Origin of the sequence: Stenotrophomonas maltophilia group sp. msm1 (assembly GCF_032025805.1) — a bacterium.
Lineage (GTDB): Bacteria > Pseudomonadota > Gammaproteobacteria > Xanthomonadales > Xanthomonadaceae > Stenotrophomonas > Stenotrophomonas hibiscicola.
Map to the genome: position 1 here is coordinate 1,460,436 of NZ_JAVSKH010000002.1, position 14,111 is coordinate 1,474,546.

General features: G+C 66.0%; 9 protein-coding genes. 5 read left to right on the plus strand and 4 right to left on the minus strand.

Annotated features, from left to right (window positions below; genetic code table 11):
• Positions 1-142 precede the first annotated feature (142 nt).
• The 3 genes from acnB to ROV95_RS14430 are packed head-to-tail and all read right to left on the minus strand — an operon-like array spanning position 143 to position 3,407.
• On the minus strand, positions 143-2,734 hold the full coding sequence (gene acnB / locus ROV95_RS14420; RefSeq protein ID WP_312544988.1) for a bifunctional aconitate hydratase 2/2-methylisocitrate dehydratase: 2,592 nt from the start codon (positions 2,732-2,734) through the stop codon (positions 143-145).
• A 43-nt stretch (positions 2,735-2,777) separates the two neighbouring features.
• Complete coding sequence (locus ROV95_RS14425) at positions 2,778-3,176, minus strand: type II toxin-antitoxin system VapC family toxin (protein ID WP_005416402.1); 399 nt, start codon at positions 3,174-3,176, stop codon at positions 2,778-2,780.
• Positions 3,177-3,182: 6 nt separating this feature from the next.
• Entirely contained in the window at positions 3,183-3,407 is a 225-nt protein-coding gene (locus ROV95_RS14430; RefSeq protein WP_005409505.1) for an AbrB/MazE/SpoVT family DNA-binding domain-containing protein, read from the minus strand.
• Between the two features lie 301 nt (positions 3,408-3,708).
• On the opposite strand from ROV95_RS14430, the gene acnA reads away from it, so the two are divergent.
• Positions 3,709-6,462, plus strand: a complete 2,754-nt coding sequence (gene acnA, locus ROV95_RS14435; protein WP_207050142.1) for an aconitate hydratase AcnA — start codon at positions 3,709-3,711, stop codon at positions 6,460-6,462.
• Between the two features lie 130 nt (positions 6,463-6,592).
• Here acnA and ROV95_RS14440 read toward each other — a convergent pair whose 3' ends face one another.
• Complete coding sequence (locus tag ROV95_RS14440; RefSeq protein ID WP_111104178.1) at positions 6,593-8,143, minus strand: BCCT family transporter; 1,551 nt, start codon at positions 8,141-8,143, stop codon at positions 6,593-6,595.
• 170 nt (positions 8,144-8,313) lie between these two features.
• On the opposite strand from ROV95_RS14440, the gene betI reads away from it, so the two are divergent.
• From betI to ROV95_RS14460, 4 genes are all read left to right on the plus strand, one after another.
• Positions 8,314-8,904 carry a transcriptional regulator BetI gene (gene betI / locus ROV95_RS14445; protein ID WP_312544993.1) on the plus strand — a complete coding sequence of 197 codons (591 nt, stop codon included), beginning with the start codon at positions 8,314-8,316 and terminating at the stop codon, positions 8,902-8,904.
• A gap of 38 nt (positions 8,905-8,942) precedes the next feature.
• Positions 8,943-10,415, plus strand: coding sequence for a betaine-aldehyde dehydrogenase (gene betB, locus ROV95_RS14450; RefSeq protein WP_312544994.1), 1,473 nt, complete (start codon positions 8,943-8,945; stop codon positions 10,413-10,415).
• A 101-nt stretch (positions 10,416-10,516) separates the two neighbouring features.
• A complete protein-coding gene (gene betA, locus ROV95_RS14455; RefSeq protein WP_111104172.1) occupies positions 10,517-12,199 on the plus strand; it encodes a choline dehydrogenase in 1,683 nt (560 codons plus the stop codon).
• 226 nt (positions 12,200-12,425) lie between these two features.
• Positions 12,426-14,102 (plus strand): long-chain fatty acid--CoA ligase, encoded by a 1,677-nt coding sequence (locus tag ROV95_RS14460; RefSeq protein ID WP_312544996.1) that lies wholly within the window; start codon positions 12,426-12,428, stop codon positions 14,100-14,102.
• Positions 14,103-14,111: the final 9 nt, after the last annotated feature.

Consider the following 14,111-nt stretch of genomic DNA (forward strand, 5'->3'; position numbering starts at 1 on the left):
AGGCCATCAGGCAACGAAAGAACCCCCGGCTTTCACCGGGGGTTCTTCGTTTCATCGGGGTGCCGGCCAGCAGCCGCCACCCCCATGCGTTGTCCGCTCACAAAAAACCCCCGGCGCAAGCCGGGGGTTTTCAGTTACCGCGTCAGGCAGCGACCGTCTTGGCCACGTCCTGGTATTCCTCGATCTGGTCGAAGTTCATGTAGCGGTAGATCTCCGCGCCATTGGCGTTGATCACGCCGATGTCCGCCATGTACTCCTCCTTGGTCGGGATGCGGCCCAGGCGCGAGCAGATCGCCGCCAGTTCCGCCGAACCCAGGTACACGTTGGTGTTGCGGCCCAGGCGGTTCGGGAAGTTGCGGGTCGAGGTCGACATCGCGGTGGAGCCTTCGCGGATCTGCGCCTGGTTGCCCATGCACAGCGAGCAGCCCGGCATTTCCATGCGTGCGCCGGTAGCGCCGAAGGTGCCGTACACGCCTTCCTTGGTCAGCTCCGAGGCATCCATCTTGGTCGGCGGGGCCACCCACAGGCGGGTCGGCAGGTCACGCTTGCCTTCCAGCAGCTTCGCAGCGGCGCGGAAGTGACCGATGTTGGTCATGCACGAACCGATGAACACTTCGTCGATCTTGGCGCCGGCCACTTCGGACAGGGTCTTCACGTCGTCCGGGTCGTTCGGGCAGGCCACGATCGGCTCGTGGATGTCGGCCAGGTCGATCTCGATGACGGCGGCGTACTCGGCGTCGGCATCCGGCTCCAGCAGCTGCGGGTTGGCCAGCCACGCTTCCATCTTCTCGATGCGGCGCTGCAGCGAGCGCGGATCCTGGTAACCCTCGGCAATCATCCACTTCAGCAGGGTGATGTTGCTGGTCAGGTACTCGATGATCGGTTCCTTGTTCAGGCGCACCGAGCAACCGGCCGCCGAACGCTCGGCCGAGGCGTCGGACAGTTCGAACGCCTGTTCGACCTTCAGGTCCGGCAGGCCTTCGATTTCCAGGATGCGGCCGGAGAAGATGTTCTTCTTGCCGGCCTTGGCCACGGTCAGCAGGCCCGACTTGATCGCGTACAGCGGGATCGCGTTGACCAGGTCACGCAGGGTCACGCCCGGCTGCATCTTGCCCTTGAAGCGCACCAGCACCGACTCCGGCATGTCCAGCGGCATCACGCCGGTGGCGGCGGCGAAGGCGACCAGGCCCGAACCGGCCGGGAACGAAATGCCCACCGGGAAACGGGTGTGCGAGTCACCACCGGTACCGACGGTGTCCGGCAGCAGCATGCGGTTGAGCCAGCTGTGGATCACGCCGTCGCCCGGGCGCAGCGAGACGCCGCCACGGGTGGAGATGAACTCCGGCAGGGTGTGGTGGGTCTTCACGTCCACCGGCTTCGGGTAGGCGGCGGTGTGGCAGAACGACTGCATCACCAGGTCGGCCGAGAAGCCCAGGCAGGCCAGGTCCTTCAGCTCGTCACGGGTCATCGGGCCGGTGGTGTCCTGCGAGCCGACCGAGGTCATCTTCGGTTCGCAGTACGTGCCCGGGCGCATGCCCTGGCCTTCCGGCAGGCCACAGGCGCGGCCGACCATCTTCTGCGCCAGCGAGAAGCCCTTGCCGGTATCGGCCGGCTGCACCGGCAGGCGGAACAGGTCGGTCGGGGCCAGGCCCAGCGCTTCGCGCGCCTTGCCGGTCAGGCCACGGCCGATGATCAGCGGGATGCGGCCACCCGCACGCACTTCGTCGAACAGCACGTCGGACTTGACCTGGAATTCGGCGATCACCTCGCCGTTCTTCAGCGCCTTGCCTTCGTACGGGCGCAGCTCGATGACGTCGCCGTGCTCCATCTTCGACACGTCCAGCTCGATCGGCAGCGCACCGGCATCTTCCATGGTGTTGTAGAAGATCGGCGCGATCTTGCCGCCCAGGCACACGCCACCGGCGCGCTTGTTCGGGATGTACGGAATGTCATCGCCGGTCCACCACAGCACGCTGTTGGTGGCCGACTTGCGCGAGGAGCCGGTGCCGACCACGTCGCCGACGTAGGCCACCAGGTGGCCCTTGTCCTTCAGCGACAGGATCTGCTGGATCGGGCCGCGCTTGCCGTCTTCTTCCGGGGTGAACGGCGCGTCGTCGCGCTTGTTCTTCAGCATCGCCAGCGCGTGCATCGGAATGTCCGGGCGGGTGGTCGCGTCCGGTGCCGGCGACAGGTCGTCGGTGTTGGTCTCGCCCGGCACCTTGAACACAGTGATGGTCAGGCTCTGCGGCACTTCCGGCTTGCTGGTGAACCACTCGGCCTCGGCCCAGCTCTGCAGCACGGCCTGGGCGTTGGCGTTGCCGGCCTTCGCCTTCTCCTGCACGTCATGGAACGCATCAAACACCAGCAGGGTGTTCTTCAGGCCATTGGCAGCGATGGCGCCAACGCTGGCGTCGTCCAGCAGCTGGATCAGCGGCGCAACGTTGTAGCCGCCGAGCATGGTGCCCAGCAGTTCGGTGGCGCGCTCACGGCTGATCAGCGGGTTCTGCTCGCTGCCCAAGGCGATCGCCGCCAGGTACGACGCCTTGACCTTGGCTGCGTCATCGACACCGGCCGGCACGCGATGGGTCAGCAGGTCGAGCAGGAACTCGGCCTCGCCCTGCGGCGGGTTCTTCAGCAGTTCGATGACATCGGCCGTCTGCTGCGCGCTCAGCGGCAGCGGCGGGATGCCAAGCGCAGCGCGCTCGGCGACGTGGTGGCGGTAGGCTTCCAACATGACAACTCCCGGGTAATGCGTAGGTTGAAATAACAAAGTGGGCTCAGGCGTGCGGCACGATCAGCTTCAGGCCCTTGAAGTAGTCGCGGTAAAACGTGTCGTTCCAGGTGATCAGGCCGTCACACTGCAGCAGTGCGTGGGCGCCGACCATGAATTCGTCCAGGCTGCGGCGGCTGCCGCCACGCTGGCGATGACGGCGGTGCATCTCGCCGGCGCGCAGCGCCGACTTGGCTTCCATCGGGTTGAAGTGCACGCCCATTTCTTCCAGCGCTTCGAGCACCTCGGCACCGCCGCGCAGCGATGCGCAGACTTCGGCCAGGGTCGCGCCGCAGACCACCACGCGGCCGCCGACCAGGCTCTGCCGGAGGATGGCTTCCACGGCATCGGCCTGCGGGCCATTGCTGAGCAGCTCGACCAGTACCGGTGAATCGACGGCGATCATCACGGCTTATTCCTCGTCGCGCACCGCGCGCACCGCCGCATCGGACGACTCGAAGCCGTCCAGCGCGAACTTGCCGCGCGCCCGTGAAATGGCGTCGTCAACACTCTTGCGCAGGATGATGCGGCTGCCGTCCAGCTCGACCTTCAGCAGCGTGCCCTTGGTCAGGCCGAGGGCATCACGCACCGCCTTGGGCAGGGTGATCTGTCCGCGTTCTGCAACAGTGGCTTCCATCGGTAGGCCCTCCAGAGTATGCACAAATTATACATACTTCCCCGGGCATACTTCCACCCTGAACAGGACCGGCACCCCGCCAGCCCTTGCCTCGCAAAGGATCGGCCACAAACGTGACATACGCCATACACCTCCCCCTGTAGTCTGGAACCGATGCCGCAGGTCGGGGCCCGGCCCGGATGAACCCATTCAGTCCGGGGTTCATACTGGGATGACCGGGGCCGTCAGGCCCGCGGCGACCGCAAGCAGGCCCGCCATGCGCGGGCCACTGCAAGCCATCCGCAAGAAGGAGTTACCCCGCATGAGCGATTCGTTCTCCACCCGCAGCCAGCTGAACGTCGGCGGCAAGACGTACGACTACTTCAGCCTGCCCACGCTGGGCCAGCGCTTCGATATCTCCCACCTGCCCTACTCGATGAAGATCCTGCTGGAGAACCTGCTCCGGCACGAGGATGGCGGCATCACCGTCGGCAAGGACCACATCGAAGCCGTGGCCCGCTGGAACCCGGCGGCCGAGCCGGACACCGAAATCGCCTTCATGCCCGCACGCGTGGTCCTGCAGGACTTCACCGGCGTGCCCTGCGTGGTCGACCTGGCCGCGATGCGCGACGCCGTCGTCAAGCTCGGCGGCAAGCCGGAGCAGATCAATCCGCAGATTCCCTCCGAACTGGTCATCGACCACTCGGTGCAGGTAGATGTGTTCGGCAAGCCCGACGCGCTGGACCTCAACGGCAAGATCGAGTTCCAGCGCAACCAGGAACGCTACGGCTTCCTGCGCTGGGGCCAGAAGGCCTTCGACAACTTCAAGGTGGTGCCGCCCAACACCGGCATCGTCCACCAGGTGAACCTGGAAAACCTCGCCCGCGTGGTGATGACCGCGGAGAAGGATGGCAAGGCCGTGGCCTACCCGGATACCGTGTTCGGTACCGACAGCCACACCACCATGATCAACGGCATCGGCGTGCTGGGCTGGGGCGTGGGCGGCATCGAAGCGGAGGCGGCCATGCTCGGCCAGCCGTCGTCGATGCTGATCCCGCAGGTGGTCGGCTTCAAGCTGACCGGCAAGCTGCCCGAGGGCGCCACCGCCACCGACCTGGTGCTGACCGTCACCCAGATGCTGCGCAAGCTGGGCGTGGTCGGCAAGTTCGTCGAGTTCTACGGTGATGGCCTGCAGCACCTGCCGCTGGCCGACCGTGCCACCATCGGCAACATGGCCCCGGAATACGGCGCCACCTGCGGCATCTTCCCGATCGACGCCGAATCGCTGAACTACCTGCGCCTGTCCGGCCGAAGCGAAGAGCAGATCAACCTTGTCGAGGCCTATGCCAAAGCGCAAGGACTGTGGCACGAACCGGGCAGCCCGCATGCCCAGTACAGCACCACGCTGGAACTGGACATGGGCACGGTGAAGCCGTCGCTGGCCGGCCCGAAGCGTCCTCAGGACCGCGTCCTGCTCGAAGACGTGCAGAAGAACTACCGCGAAGCGCTGGTCGGCCTGACTGCCAACCGTGACAAGCGCAGCGAGGACGTTGCTACCTTCGTCAACGAAGGCGGTGGCGCCGCGGTCGGCAACGAGCAGCTGGCCAAGGGCTTCGCCGACATCGAGATCGAAGGCCGCAAGGTGCGGCTGAAGGACGGCGCGGTGGTCATCGCCGCCATCACCTCGTGCACCAACACCTCCAACCCGGCGGTGATGATCGGCGCCGGCCTGCTGGCCCGCAACGCGGCCGCCAAGGGCCTGAACCGCCAGCCGTGGGTGAAGACCTCGCTCGGGCCGGGCTCGCGCGTGGTCACCGACTACCTGGAAAAGGCCGGCGTGCTGAAGGAGCTGGAGAAGATCGGCTTCTACGTGGTCGGCTACGGCTGCACCACCTGCATCGGCAACTCCGGCCCGCTGCCGACCGAGGTCAGCGCCGGCATCGCCGCCGGCGATCTTGTGGTCACCTCGGTGCTGTCGGGCAACCGCAACTTTGAGGGCCGCGTGCACCCCGAAGTGAAGATGAACTACCTGGCCAGCCCGCCGCTGGTGGTGGCCTACGCCATCGCCGGCACCACCGACATCGACCTGACCACCCAGCCGCTCGGTACCGGCAGCGATGGCCAGCCGGTGTTCCTGCGCGACATCTGGCCGAGCAACAAGGAAATCGGCGATGTCATCGCCGCGACCATCGGCCCGGAGATGTTCAAGCAGAACTACGCCGACGTGTTCAAGGGTGACACCCGCTGGAACACCATCGCCTCGCCAGACGGCAACCTGTACGAGTGGAGCGATGCCTCCACCTACATCAAGAACCCGCCGTACTTCGATGGCATGACCATGCAGACCGGCAGCATCGACGACGTGCACGGTGCACGCGTGATGGGCCTGTTCGGCGATTCGATCACCACCGACCACATCTCCCCGGCCGGCAACATCAAGAAGGACTCGCCGGCAGGCCGCTTCCTGCAGGAGCGCGGCGTGCAGCCGGCCGACTTCAACAGTTACGGCAGCCGCCGCGGCAACGATGACGTGATGGTCCGCGGCACCTTCGCCAACATCCGCATCAAGAACCTGATGTTCGGTGGCGAGGAAGGCGGCAACACCCTGTACTACCCGGCCGGCGGCGGTCAGCCGGAGAAGCTGGCGATCTACGATGCGGCCATGAAGTACAAGGCTGAAAAGGTGCCGCTGGTGGTGCTGGCCGGCAAGGAATACGGCACCGGCTCGTCGCGCGACTGGGCGGCCAAGGGCACGCTGCTGTTGGGAGTGAAGGCGGTCATCGCCGAGAGCTTCGAGCGCATCCACCGTTCCAACCTGGTCGGCATGGGCGTGCTGCCGCTGCAGTTCCGCAACGGCGAGAATGCGCAGAGCCTGGGTCTGGACGGGTCGGAAGTGATCGACATCACCGGCCTGCAGGACGGTGCCAGCAAGCGCGCCACGGTCACCGCGACCAAGGCCGATGGCACCAGGAAGACCTTCGAGGTCTCGGTGATGCTGCTGACCCCGAAGGAAGTCGAGTACTTCCGCCATGGTGGCCTGCTGCAGTACGTGCTGCGCCAGCTGGCCAGCAAGTAACGGAAAAGGGCCGGATCCGCACGGATCCGGCCCTTTCCGTTTGCGATGCACCCCCCTGTAGAGCCGAGCCTGCGCTCGGCTGCTTCTGCGCCGAGAGCAGCCGAGCATGGGCTCGGCTCTACAGAAGCACTCACCGGCGCGGTGCGTCCGGGTCGGTGCGCAGCGCCTTCAGCAGGCCCCACATGTAGAACGCCAGGGTGAACGAGAACGGCAGGCCGCACAGCACCACCGCCGTCTGCATTGCGCTGAAATTGCCGGCCAGGAGCAGCCCGACGCTGGCCACGGTGATACCGACGGCCCAGAACACGCGCAGCCAGATCGGCGCGTCATGCCCATCTTCCACGCCATCGTCAACACGACGGGTGCACAGGTTGGCGATCATCAGCGTGCCCGAATCGACCGGGGTCAGGAACAGCACGAAACCAATCACCACCGCAGCACCGGCCACGTACGGCGCCCCGGGCAGGTATTCCAGCAGCTTGAACAGCGTCATCGCCGCATCGTGCTGGGCCACGTCGCCCAGGATCGCCTGGCCATGGTTGAGGACCAGGTCGATGGCGGTGTTGCCGAAGATCGACAGCCACGCCAGGGTGAAACCGAGCGGGATGAGAAGCACGCCCATGACAACTTCACGGATGGTGCGTCCCCGCGAGATGCGCGCCACGAAAAGGCCGACGAACGGCGCCCAGGCGATCCACCAGGCCCAGTAGAACAGCGTCCACGAGCCCATCCACTCACGCCCCTTCGGGTCGTTGAGGTACATGTCGAAACTCTTGCGCACGAACGCACCGAGGTAATCGCCGGTGTTCTGGATCAAGCCATCGAACAGGTGCAGGGTCGGGCCGGTGACCAGCACGAACAGCAGCAGGCCGCACAGCAGGCGCACGTTGAGGTTGGAGAGCCAGGCAATGCCCTTTTCCACGCCTGCAACCACGCCGATGGTGGCCACCACCATCATCACCAGCACGATCGCCACCAGCACCTGCGGCGTATCCGGGATGTGGAACAGGTAGACCAGGCCGGACTGCACCACCAGCGCGCCGATGCCGAGGTTGGTCACCATCGAGATCAGCGTGGCCAGGATGCCGAAGCCATCCACCATGTCGCCGATGCGGCCATGGATGCGCTCACCGAAGATCGGGTACAGCGCCGAGCGCAGCGCCAGCGGCAGGTCGCGGCGGTAGGCGAAGTAGCCCAGTGCCACACCGACCAGCGCATACAGCGCCCAGCCGTGCAGGCCCCAGTGCAGGAAGGTCAGCACCATCGCCTCGCGGCCGGCGGCCACGGTGCCGCCGGGTTGCCCGGGCGGATGCAGGAAATGGTCCAGCGGCTCGTAGGCGCCGTAGTACAGCAGCGCGATGCCGATGCCGGCCGAGAACAGCATCGAGACCCAGGCCACGTAGCCAAACGCCGGTGATTCCTCGTTGTGGCCCAGGCGGATGCGGCCATACGGCGAGAACGCCAGCCACAGCACGAAGCCCAGGCACAGCACGATCAGCAGCATGTACCACCAGCCGAACGCGGCCGACACCTCGGCCTGCGCCCATTGCAGCCAGTGCTCGCTGCCTTCGGGATAGAGAACGGTGAGCAGCCCGAGGATGCCGATCGACACCGAGGAGCTGAAGAACACAAAACGGTTCAAGCGCAGGGGCGAACGCTTGGGATGAGCCAGGGAAGACATGGGGTCGTCTCATCAAGTCCGAGGGAGCACATGGGCGGGGCCGGACCGGTAAACCGGGCCCATGGCGTGGGGCGCGAGCGCATCCTAGGGTTTATTGATTGAACGTTCAATCAATAAAAAGCATAATGGCGGGCAGCCCGATCCTTCGGGTCGCAAACCGTGGAGAGACAATGCCGAAGAAAGGCGTGGAACCGGTACGGCGCGAGCAGCTGATCCGGGCCACTTTCCAGACCATCGACGAGATCGGCATGGCCGATGCGACCGTCGCCACCATCGCGAAGAAGGCCGGGCTGTCCAGCGGCATCGTCGCCCACTACTTCGGCGACAAGGACGGCCTGCTCAATGCTGCAATGCGGCAGATCCTGCGCGAACTGAAGGACGCGGTCGCCCGCTACCGCGCCGACGCCAGCGACGACCCGCGCGAGCAGCTGCGCGCCATCGTCGACGGCAACTTCGACGACAGCCAGATCAACGGCACCGCGATGCGCGTCTGGCTCACCTTCTGGGCCGCGAGCATGCACCAGCCGGAACTGGCCCGGCTGCAGCGCGCCAACGACCAGCGCCTGTTCTCCAACCTGTGCCACCAGTTCAACCGCCTGCTGCCCCACCCGCAGGCGCGCCTGGCCGCCCGTGGCCTGGCCGCGATGATCGACGGCCTGTGGCTGCGTGGCAGCCTGGTCGGCGGCCAGTTCAACGGCGACAAGTCCCGGCGCATCGCCTACGGCTACATCGACTTCCAGTTGCAGGCTGCCGCGCTATAAGCGCTTCAGCACCCGCCCCCTTCCAAGGAGTACGCCCCATGACCACCCTGCCCGTTCAACAGCTCTACATCCACGGCCAGCGCGTCGATGCCACCAGCGGCAAGACCTTCAAGACCGTCAACCCGGCCACCGGTGAGGTGATCGCCGAGGTGCAGGTCGCCAGCCAGGCCGACGTCGAGCGCGCCGTGCAGAGCGCGGCCGAGGGCCAGAAGGTGTGGGCGGCGATGACGGCCATGGAGCGTTCGCGCATCCTGCGCCGCGCCGTCGAGCTCCTGCGCGAGCGCAACGACGAACTGGCCCAGCTGGAGACTCTGGACACCGGCAAGGCGCTGGCCGAAACCACCACCGTGGACATCGTCACCGGTGCCGACGTGGTCGAGTACTACGCCGGCCTGGCCACCGCCATCGAAGGCATCCAGCTGCCGCTGCGCGAATCGAGCTTCTTCTACACCCGCCGCGAGCCGCTGGGCGTGGTCGCCGGCATCGGCGCCTGGAACTACCCGATCCAGATCGCCATGTGGAAGTCGGCCCCGGCCCTGGCTGCCGGCAACGCGATGGTGTTCAAGCCCTCCGAAGTGACCCCGTTGACCGCGATCCGCCTGGCCGAGATCTACACCGAAGCCGGTGTGCCGGCCGGCGTGTTCAACGTCGTGCAGGGCCCGGGCCGCGAGATCGGCCAGTGGCTGACCGAGCACCCGGTGATCGAGAAGATCTCCTTCACCGGCGGCGTCGCCACCGGCAAGAAGGTGATGGCCAGCGCCGCGTCCTCGTCGCTGAAGGAAGTGACCATGGAGCTGGGCGGCAAGTCGCCGCTGGTGATCTGCGACGACGCCGACCTGGACCGCGCGGCCGACATCGCGGTGATGGCCAACTTCTTCAGCTCCGGCCAGGTCTGCACCAACGGCACCCGCGTGTTCGTGCCGCGCAGCATGCTGGCTGCCTTCGAGGCCGCCGTGGTCGAGCGGGTCAAGCGCATCCGCATCGGCGACCCGATGGACGCCGAGACCAACTTCGGCCCGCTGACCAGCTTCCCGCACATGGAAAACGTGCTGCGCTACATCGAGAGCGGCAAGGCCGAGGGCGCCCGCCTGCTGACGGGTGGCGGCCGTGCCACCGAAGGTGCGCTGGCCCAAGGTGCCTACGTGCTGCCGACCGTGTTCTCCGACTGCCGCGATGACATGACGATTGTCCGGGAAGAGATCTTCGGGCCGGTGATGAGCATCCTGGCCTACGACGACGAGGACGAAGTGGTGCGCCGCGCCAACGACACCACCTTCGGCCTGGCCGCGGGCGTGGTCAGCAAGGACATCAGCCGCGCGCACCGCATCATCCACCGCCTGGAAGCCGGCATCTGCTGGATCAACACCTGGGGTGAATCGCCGGCCGAAATGCCGGTCGGTGGCTACAAGGAATCGGGCGTCGGCCGTGAGAACGGCATCTCCACCCTCGGCCACTACACCCGCATCAAGTCGGTGCAGGTCGAGCTGGGCGACTACGCCAGCGTGTTCTGACCGGCGCGCCGCAAGCCAGCACCCTCGTCCGGCCACCGCGCCGATCCGACATTCCGCCGCGACGCCTGCATGCAGCGCGCCGCGGCCTGCAGGAGACACCCATGAGCACCCATAACGAGTACGACTACATCATCATCGGCGCAGGCTCGGCCGGCAACGTGCTGGCCACCCGCCTCACCGAAGATGCCGATGTCAGCGTGCTGCTGCTGGAAGCCGGTGGCCCGGACTACCGGTTCGACTTCCGTACCCAGATGCCGGCGGCGCTTGCCTTCCCGCTGCAGGGCAAGCGCTACAACTGGGCGTACAAGACCGATCCGGAGCCCTTCATGAACAACCGCCGCATGGACTGCGGACGCGGCAAGGGCCTGGGCGGCTCGTCGCTGATCAACGGCATGTGCTACATCCGCGGCAACGCGATGGACTATGACAACTGGGCCAGCATGCCGGGCCTGGAGGATTGGACCTATCTGGACTGCCTGCCGTATTTCCGCAAGGCCGAAACCCGCGACATCGGACCCAATGACTACCACGGTGGCGACGGCCCGCTGCGCGTGACCACGCCCAAGGCCGGCAACAACGAACTGTTCGCTGCGATGGTCGAGGCCGGCGTGCAGGCCGGCTACCCGCGCACCGACGACCTCAACGGCTACCAGCAGGAAGGCTTCGGCCCGATGGACCGCACGGTGACCCCGAAGGGCCGTCGTTCCAGCACCGCCCGCGGCTACCTGGACCTGGCCAGGCCGCGCCCGAACCTGACCATCGTCACCCACGCGCTGACCGACCGCATCCTGTTCTCGGGCAAGCGTGCGGTGGGCGTGCAGTGGCTGCACAACGACCAGCCACAGCGTGCCACCGCCCGCCGTGAGGTGCTGCTGTGCGGCGGCGCCATCGCCTCGCCGCAGATCCTGCAGCGCTCGGGCGTGGGCCCGGCCGACCTGCTGCGCAGCCTGGACATCGACCTGGTACACCACCTGCCGGGCGTCGGCGCCAACCTGCAGGACCACCTTGAGATGTACCTGCAGTACGAGTGCAAGAAGCCGGTCTCGCTGGCCCCGGCGCTGAAGCTGTACAACCAGCCGGCGATCGGTGCCGAGTGGCTGTTCCTGGGCACCGGCATCGGCGCCAGCAACCAGTTCGAGGCCGGCGGCTTCATCCGCAGCGACGCCGAATTCGACTGGCCGAACCTGCAGTACCACTTCCTGCCGGTGGCGATCAATTACAACGGCTCCAACCCGATCAAGGCGCACAGCTTCCAGATGCACGTCGGTTCGATGCGCTCGCCCAGCCGCGGCCGCATCCATGTGCGTTCGAAGGATCCGCGCGAACATCCGAGCATCCTGTTCAACTACATGTCGCACGAGCAGGACTGGCGTGAGTTCCGCGCGGCGATCCGCATCACCCGCGAGATCTTCGCGCAGCCGGCGCTGGCACCGTACAGCGGCCGCGAGATCTCGCCGGGCAGCGCGCTGCAGACCGACGCGCAGATCGACGCATTCGTGCGCGAGCATGCCGAGACCGCCTACCACCCGTCGTGCTCGAACAAGATGGGCCATGCCGATGACCCGATGGCGGTGGTCGACGGCCAGGGCCGCGTGCACGGGCTGGAAGGCCTGCGCATCGTCGATGCCTCGATCATGCCGCAGGTGGTGACCGGCAACCTCAACGCGCCGACCATCATGATGGCCGAGAAGCTGGCCGACGTGATCCGCGGCCGCACCCCGCTGGCCCGCAGCACCGCGCCGTATTACAAGGCCAACGGTGCACCGGTGCGCAAGCAGGGCTGAGCCAGCCGCACACCTTGAAACACCCGCCGGGCATGGCCCGGCGCTACCAGGCGCGTCCTGCCTTCGGTAGCGCCAGGCCATGCCCGGCGCCGTTTGACGCGTTCGCACAATGCGCCACGCAAACCCCTCTTCGCGTTTTCCCTACGGCGGGGTATGCTGCAATGAACGGCCATTGTCGATACGCTCGGGGCCGAACCTAATACATCACGATTCCTGGAGGGGGAATATGAGTCTGGATCGTCCCTGGCTGCAGAGCTATCCGAAAGGCGTTCCCGCCGAAATCGACGTCAACGAGTTCCATTCGGTAGCTTCGGTCTTCGACGCTTCCGTCGCGAAATTCCGCGACCGTCCCGCCTACTCCAGCTTCGGCAAGGTCCTCACCTATGGTGAGACAGACGCGCTGGTCACCCAGTTCGCCGCCTACCTGCTGGGTGAGCTCAAGCTCAAGAAGGGTGACCGCGTCGCCCTGATGATGCCCAACTGCCTGCAGTACCCGGTGGCCACCTTCGGCGTGCTGCGCGCCGGACTGACCGTGGTCAACGTCAACCCGCTGTACACCGCGCGCGAACTCAAGCACCAGCTGGTCGACGCCGGCGTCAGTGCGCTGGTGGTGGTCGACAACTTCGGCGACACCGTCGAACAGGTCATCGCCGATACGCCGGTCAAGCACGTGGTCACCACCGGCCTGGGCGACCTGCTCGGCGCCAAGGGCACGATCGTCAACTTCGTACTGAAGTACGTCAAGAAGATGGTGCCCAACTACCACATCAAGGGCGCCGTCCGCTTCAGGCAGGCGCTCAAGCTGGGCAGCCGCCACGCGCTTCCGCCTGTCGAGATCGACCACGACGACATCGCCTTCCTGCAGTACACCGGCGGTACCACCGGCGTGGCCAAGGGCGCGATGCTGACCAACCGCAACCTGATCGCCAACATGCAGCAGGCGTCGGCGTGGCTGTCCACTTCAGGCATCGAGCCGGGCAAGGAAATGATCATCACGGCCCTGCCGCTGTACCACATCTTCGCGTTGACCGCGAACGGCCTGGTCTTCATGAAATTCGGTGGCTGCAACCACCTGATCACCAACCCGCGCGACATGAAGGGCTTCGTCAAGGAGCTCAAGGGTACCCGCTTCACCGCCATCACCGGTGTCAACACGCTGTTCAACGGCCTGCTCAACACCCCGGGCTTCGACGAGATCGACTTCTCTTCGGTCAAGTTCACCCTGGGCGGCGGCATGGCGGTGCAACGTGCCGTGGCCGAACGCTGGAAGAAGGTCACCGGGGTGACCCTGGTCGAAGCCTATGGCCTGACCGAGACCTCGCCGGCAGCCTGCATCAATCCGCTCACCCTGCCCGAGTACAACGGCGCCATCGGCCTGCCGATCCCGTCCACCGATGCCTGCATCAAGGACGACAACGGCAACATCCTGGCGCTGGGCGAAGTGGGTGAACTGTGCATCAGGGGCCCGCAGGTGATGAAGGGCTACTGGCAGCGCCCGGAGGAAACCGCCACCGCCATCGACGCCGACGGCTGGCTGCACACCGGCGACATGGCGAAGATGGACGAACAGGGCTTCTTCTACATCGTCGACCGCAAGAAGGACATGATCCTGGTGTCCGGCTTCAACGTGTACCCGAACGAGGTCGAGGACGTCATCGCGATGATGCCCGGCGTGTTGGAAGTGGCTGCGGTCGGTGTCCCGGACGAGAAGTCCGGCGAGGTCGTGAAGGTCGTGATTGTGAAGAAGGACCCGAACCTGACCGCGGAAATGGTCAAGGAACATGCCCGGGCCAACCTGACCGGTTACAAGCACCCCAGAATCGTAGAATTCCGAAAGGAGCTGCCGAAGACCAACGTCGGCAAGATTCTCCGTCGCGAGCTGCGTGATACGCCCGCCCAGTAAGGGTTTCCG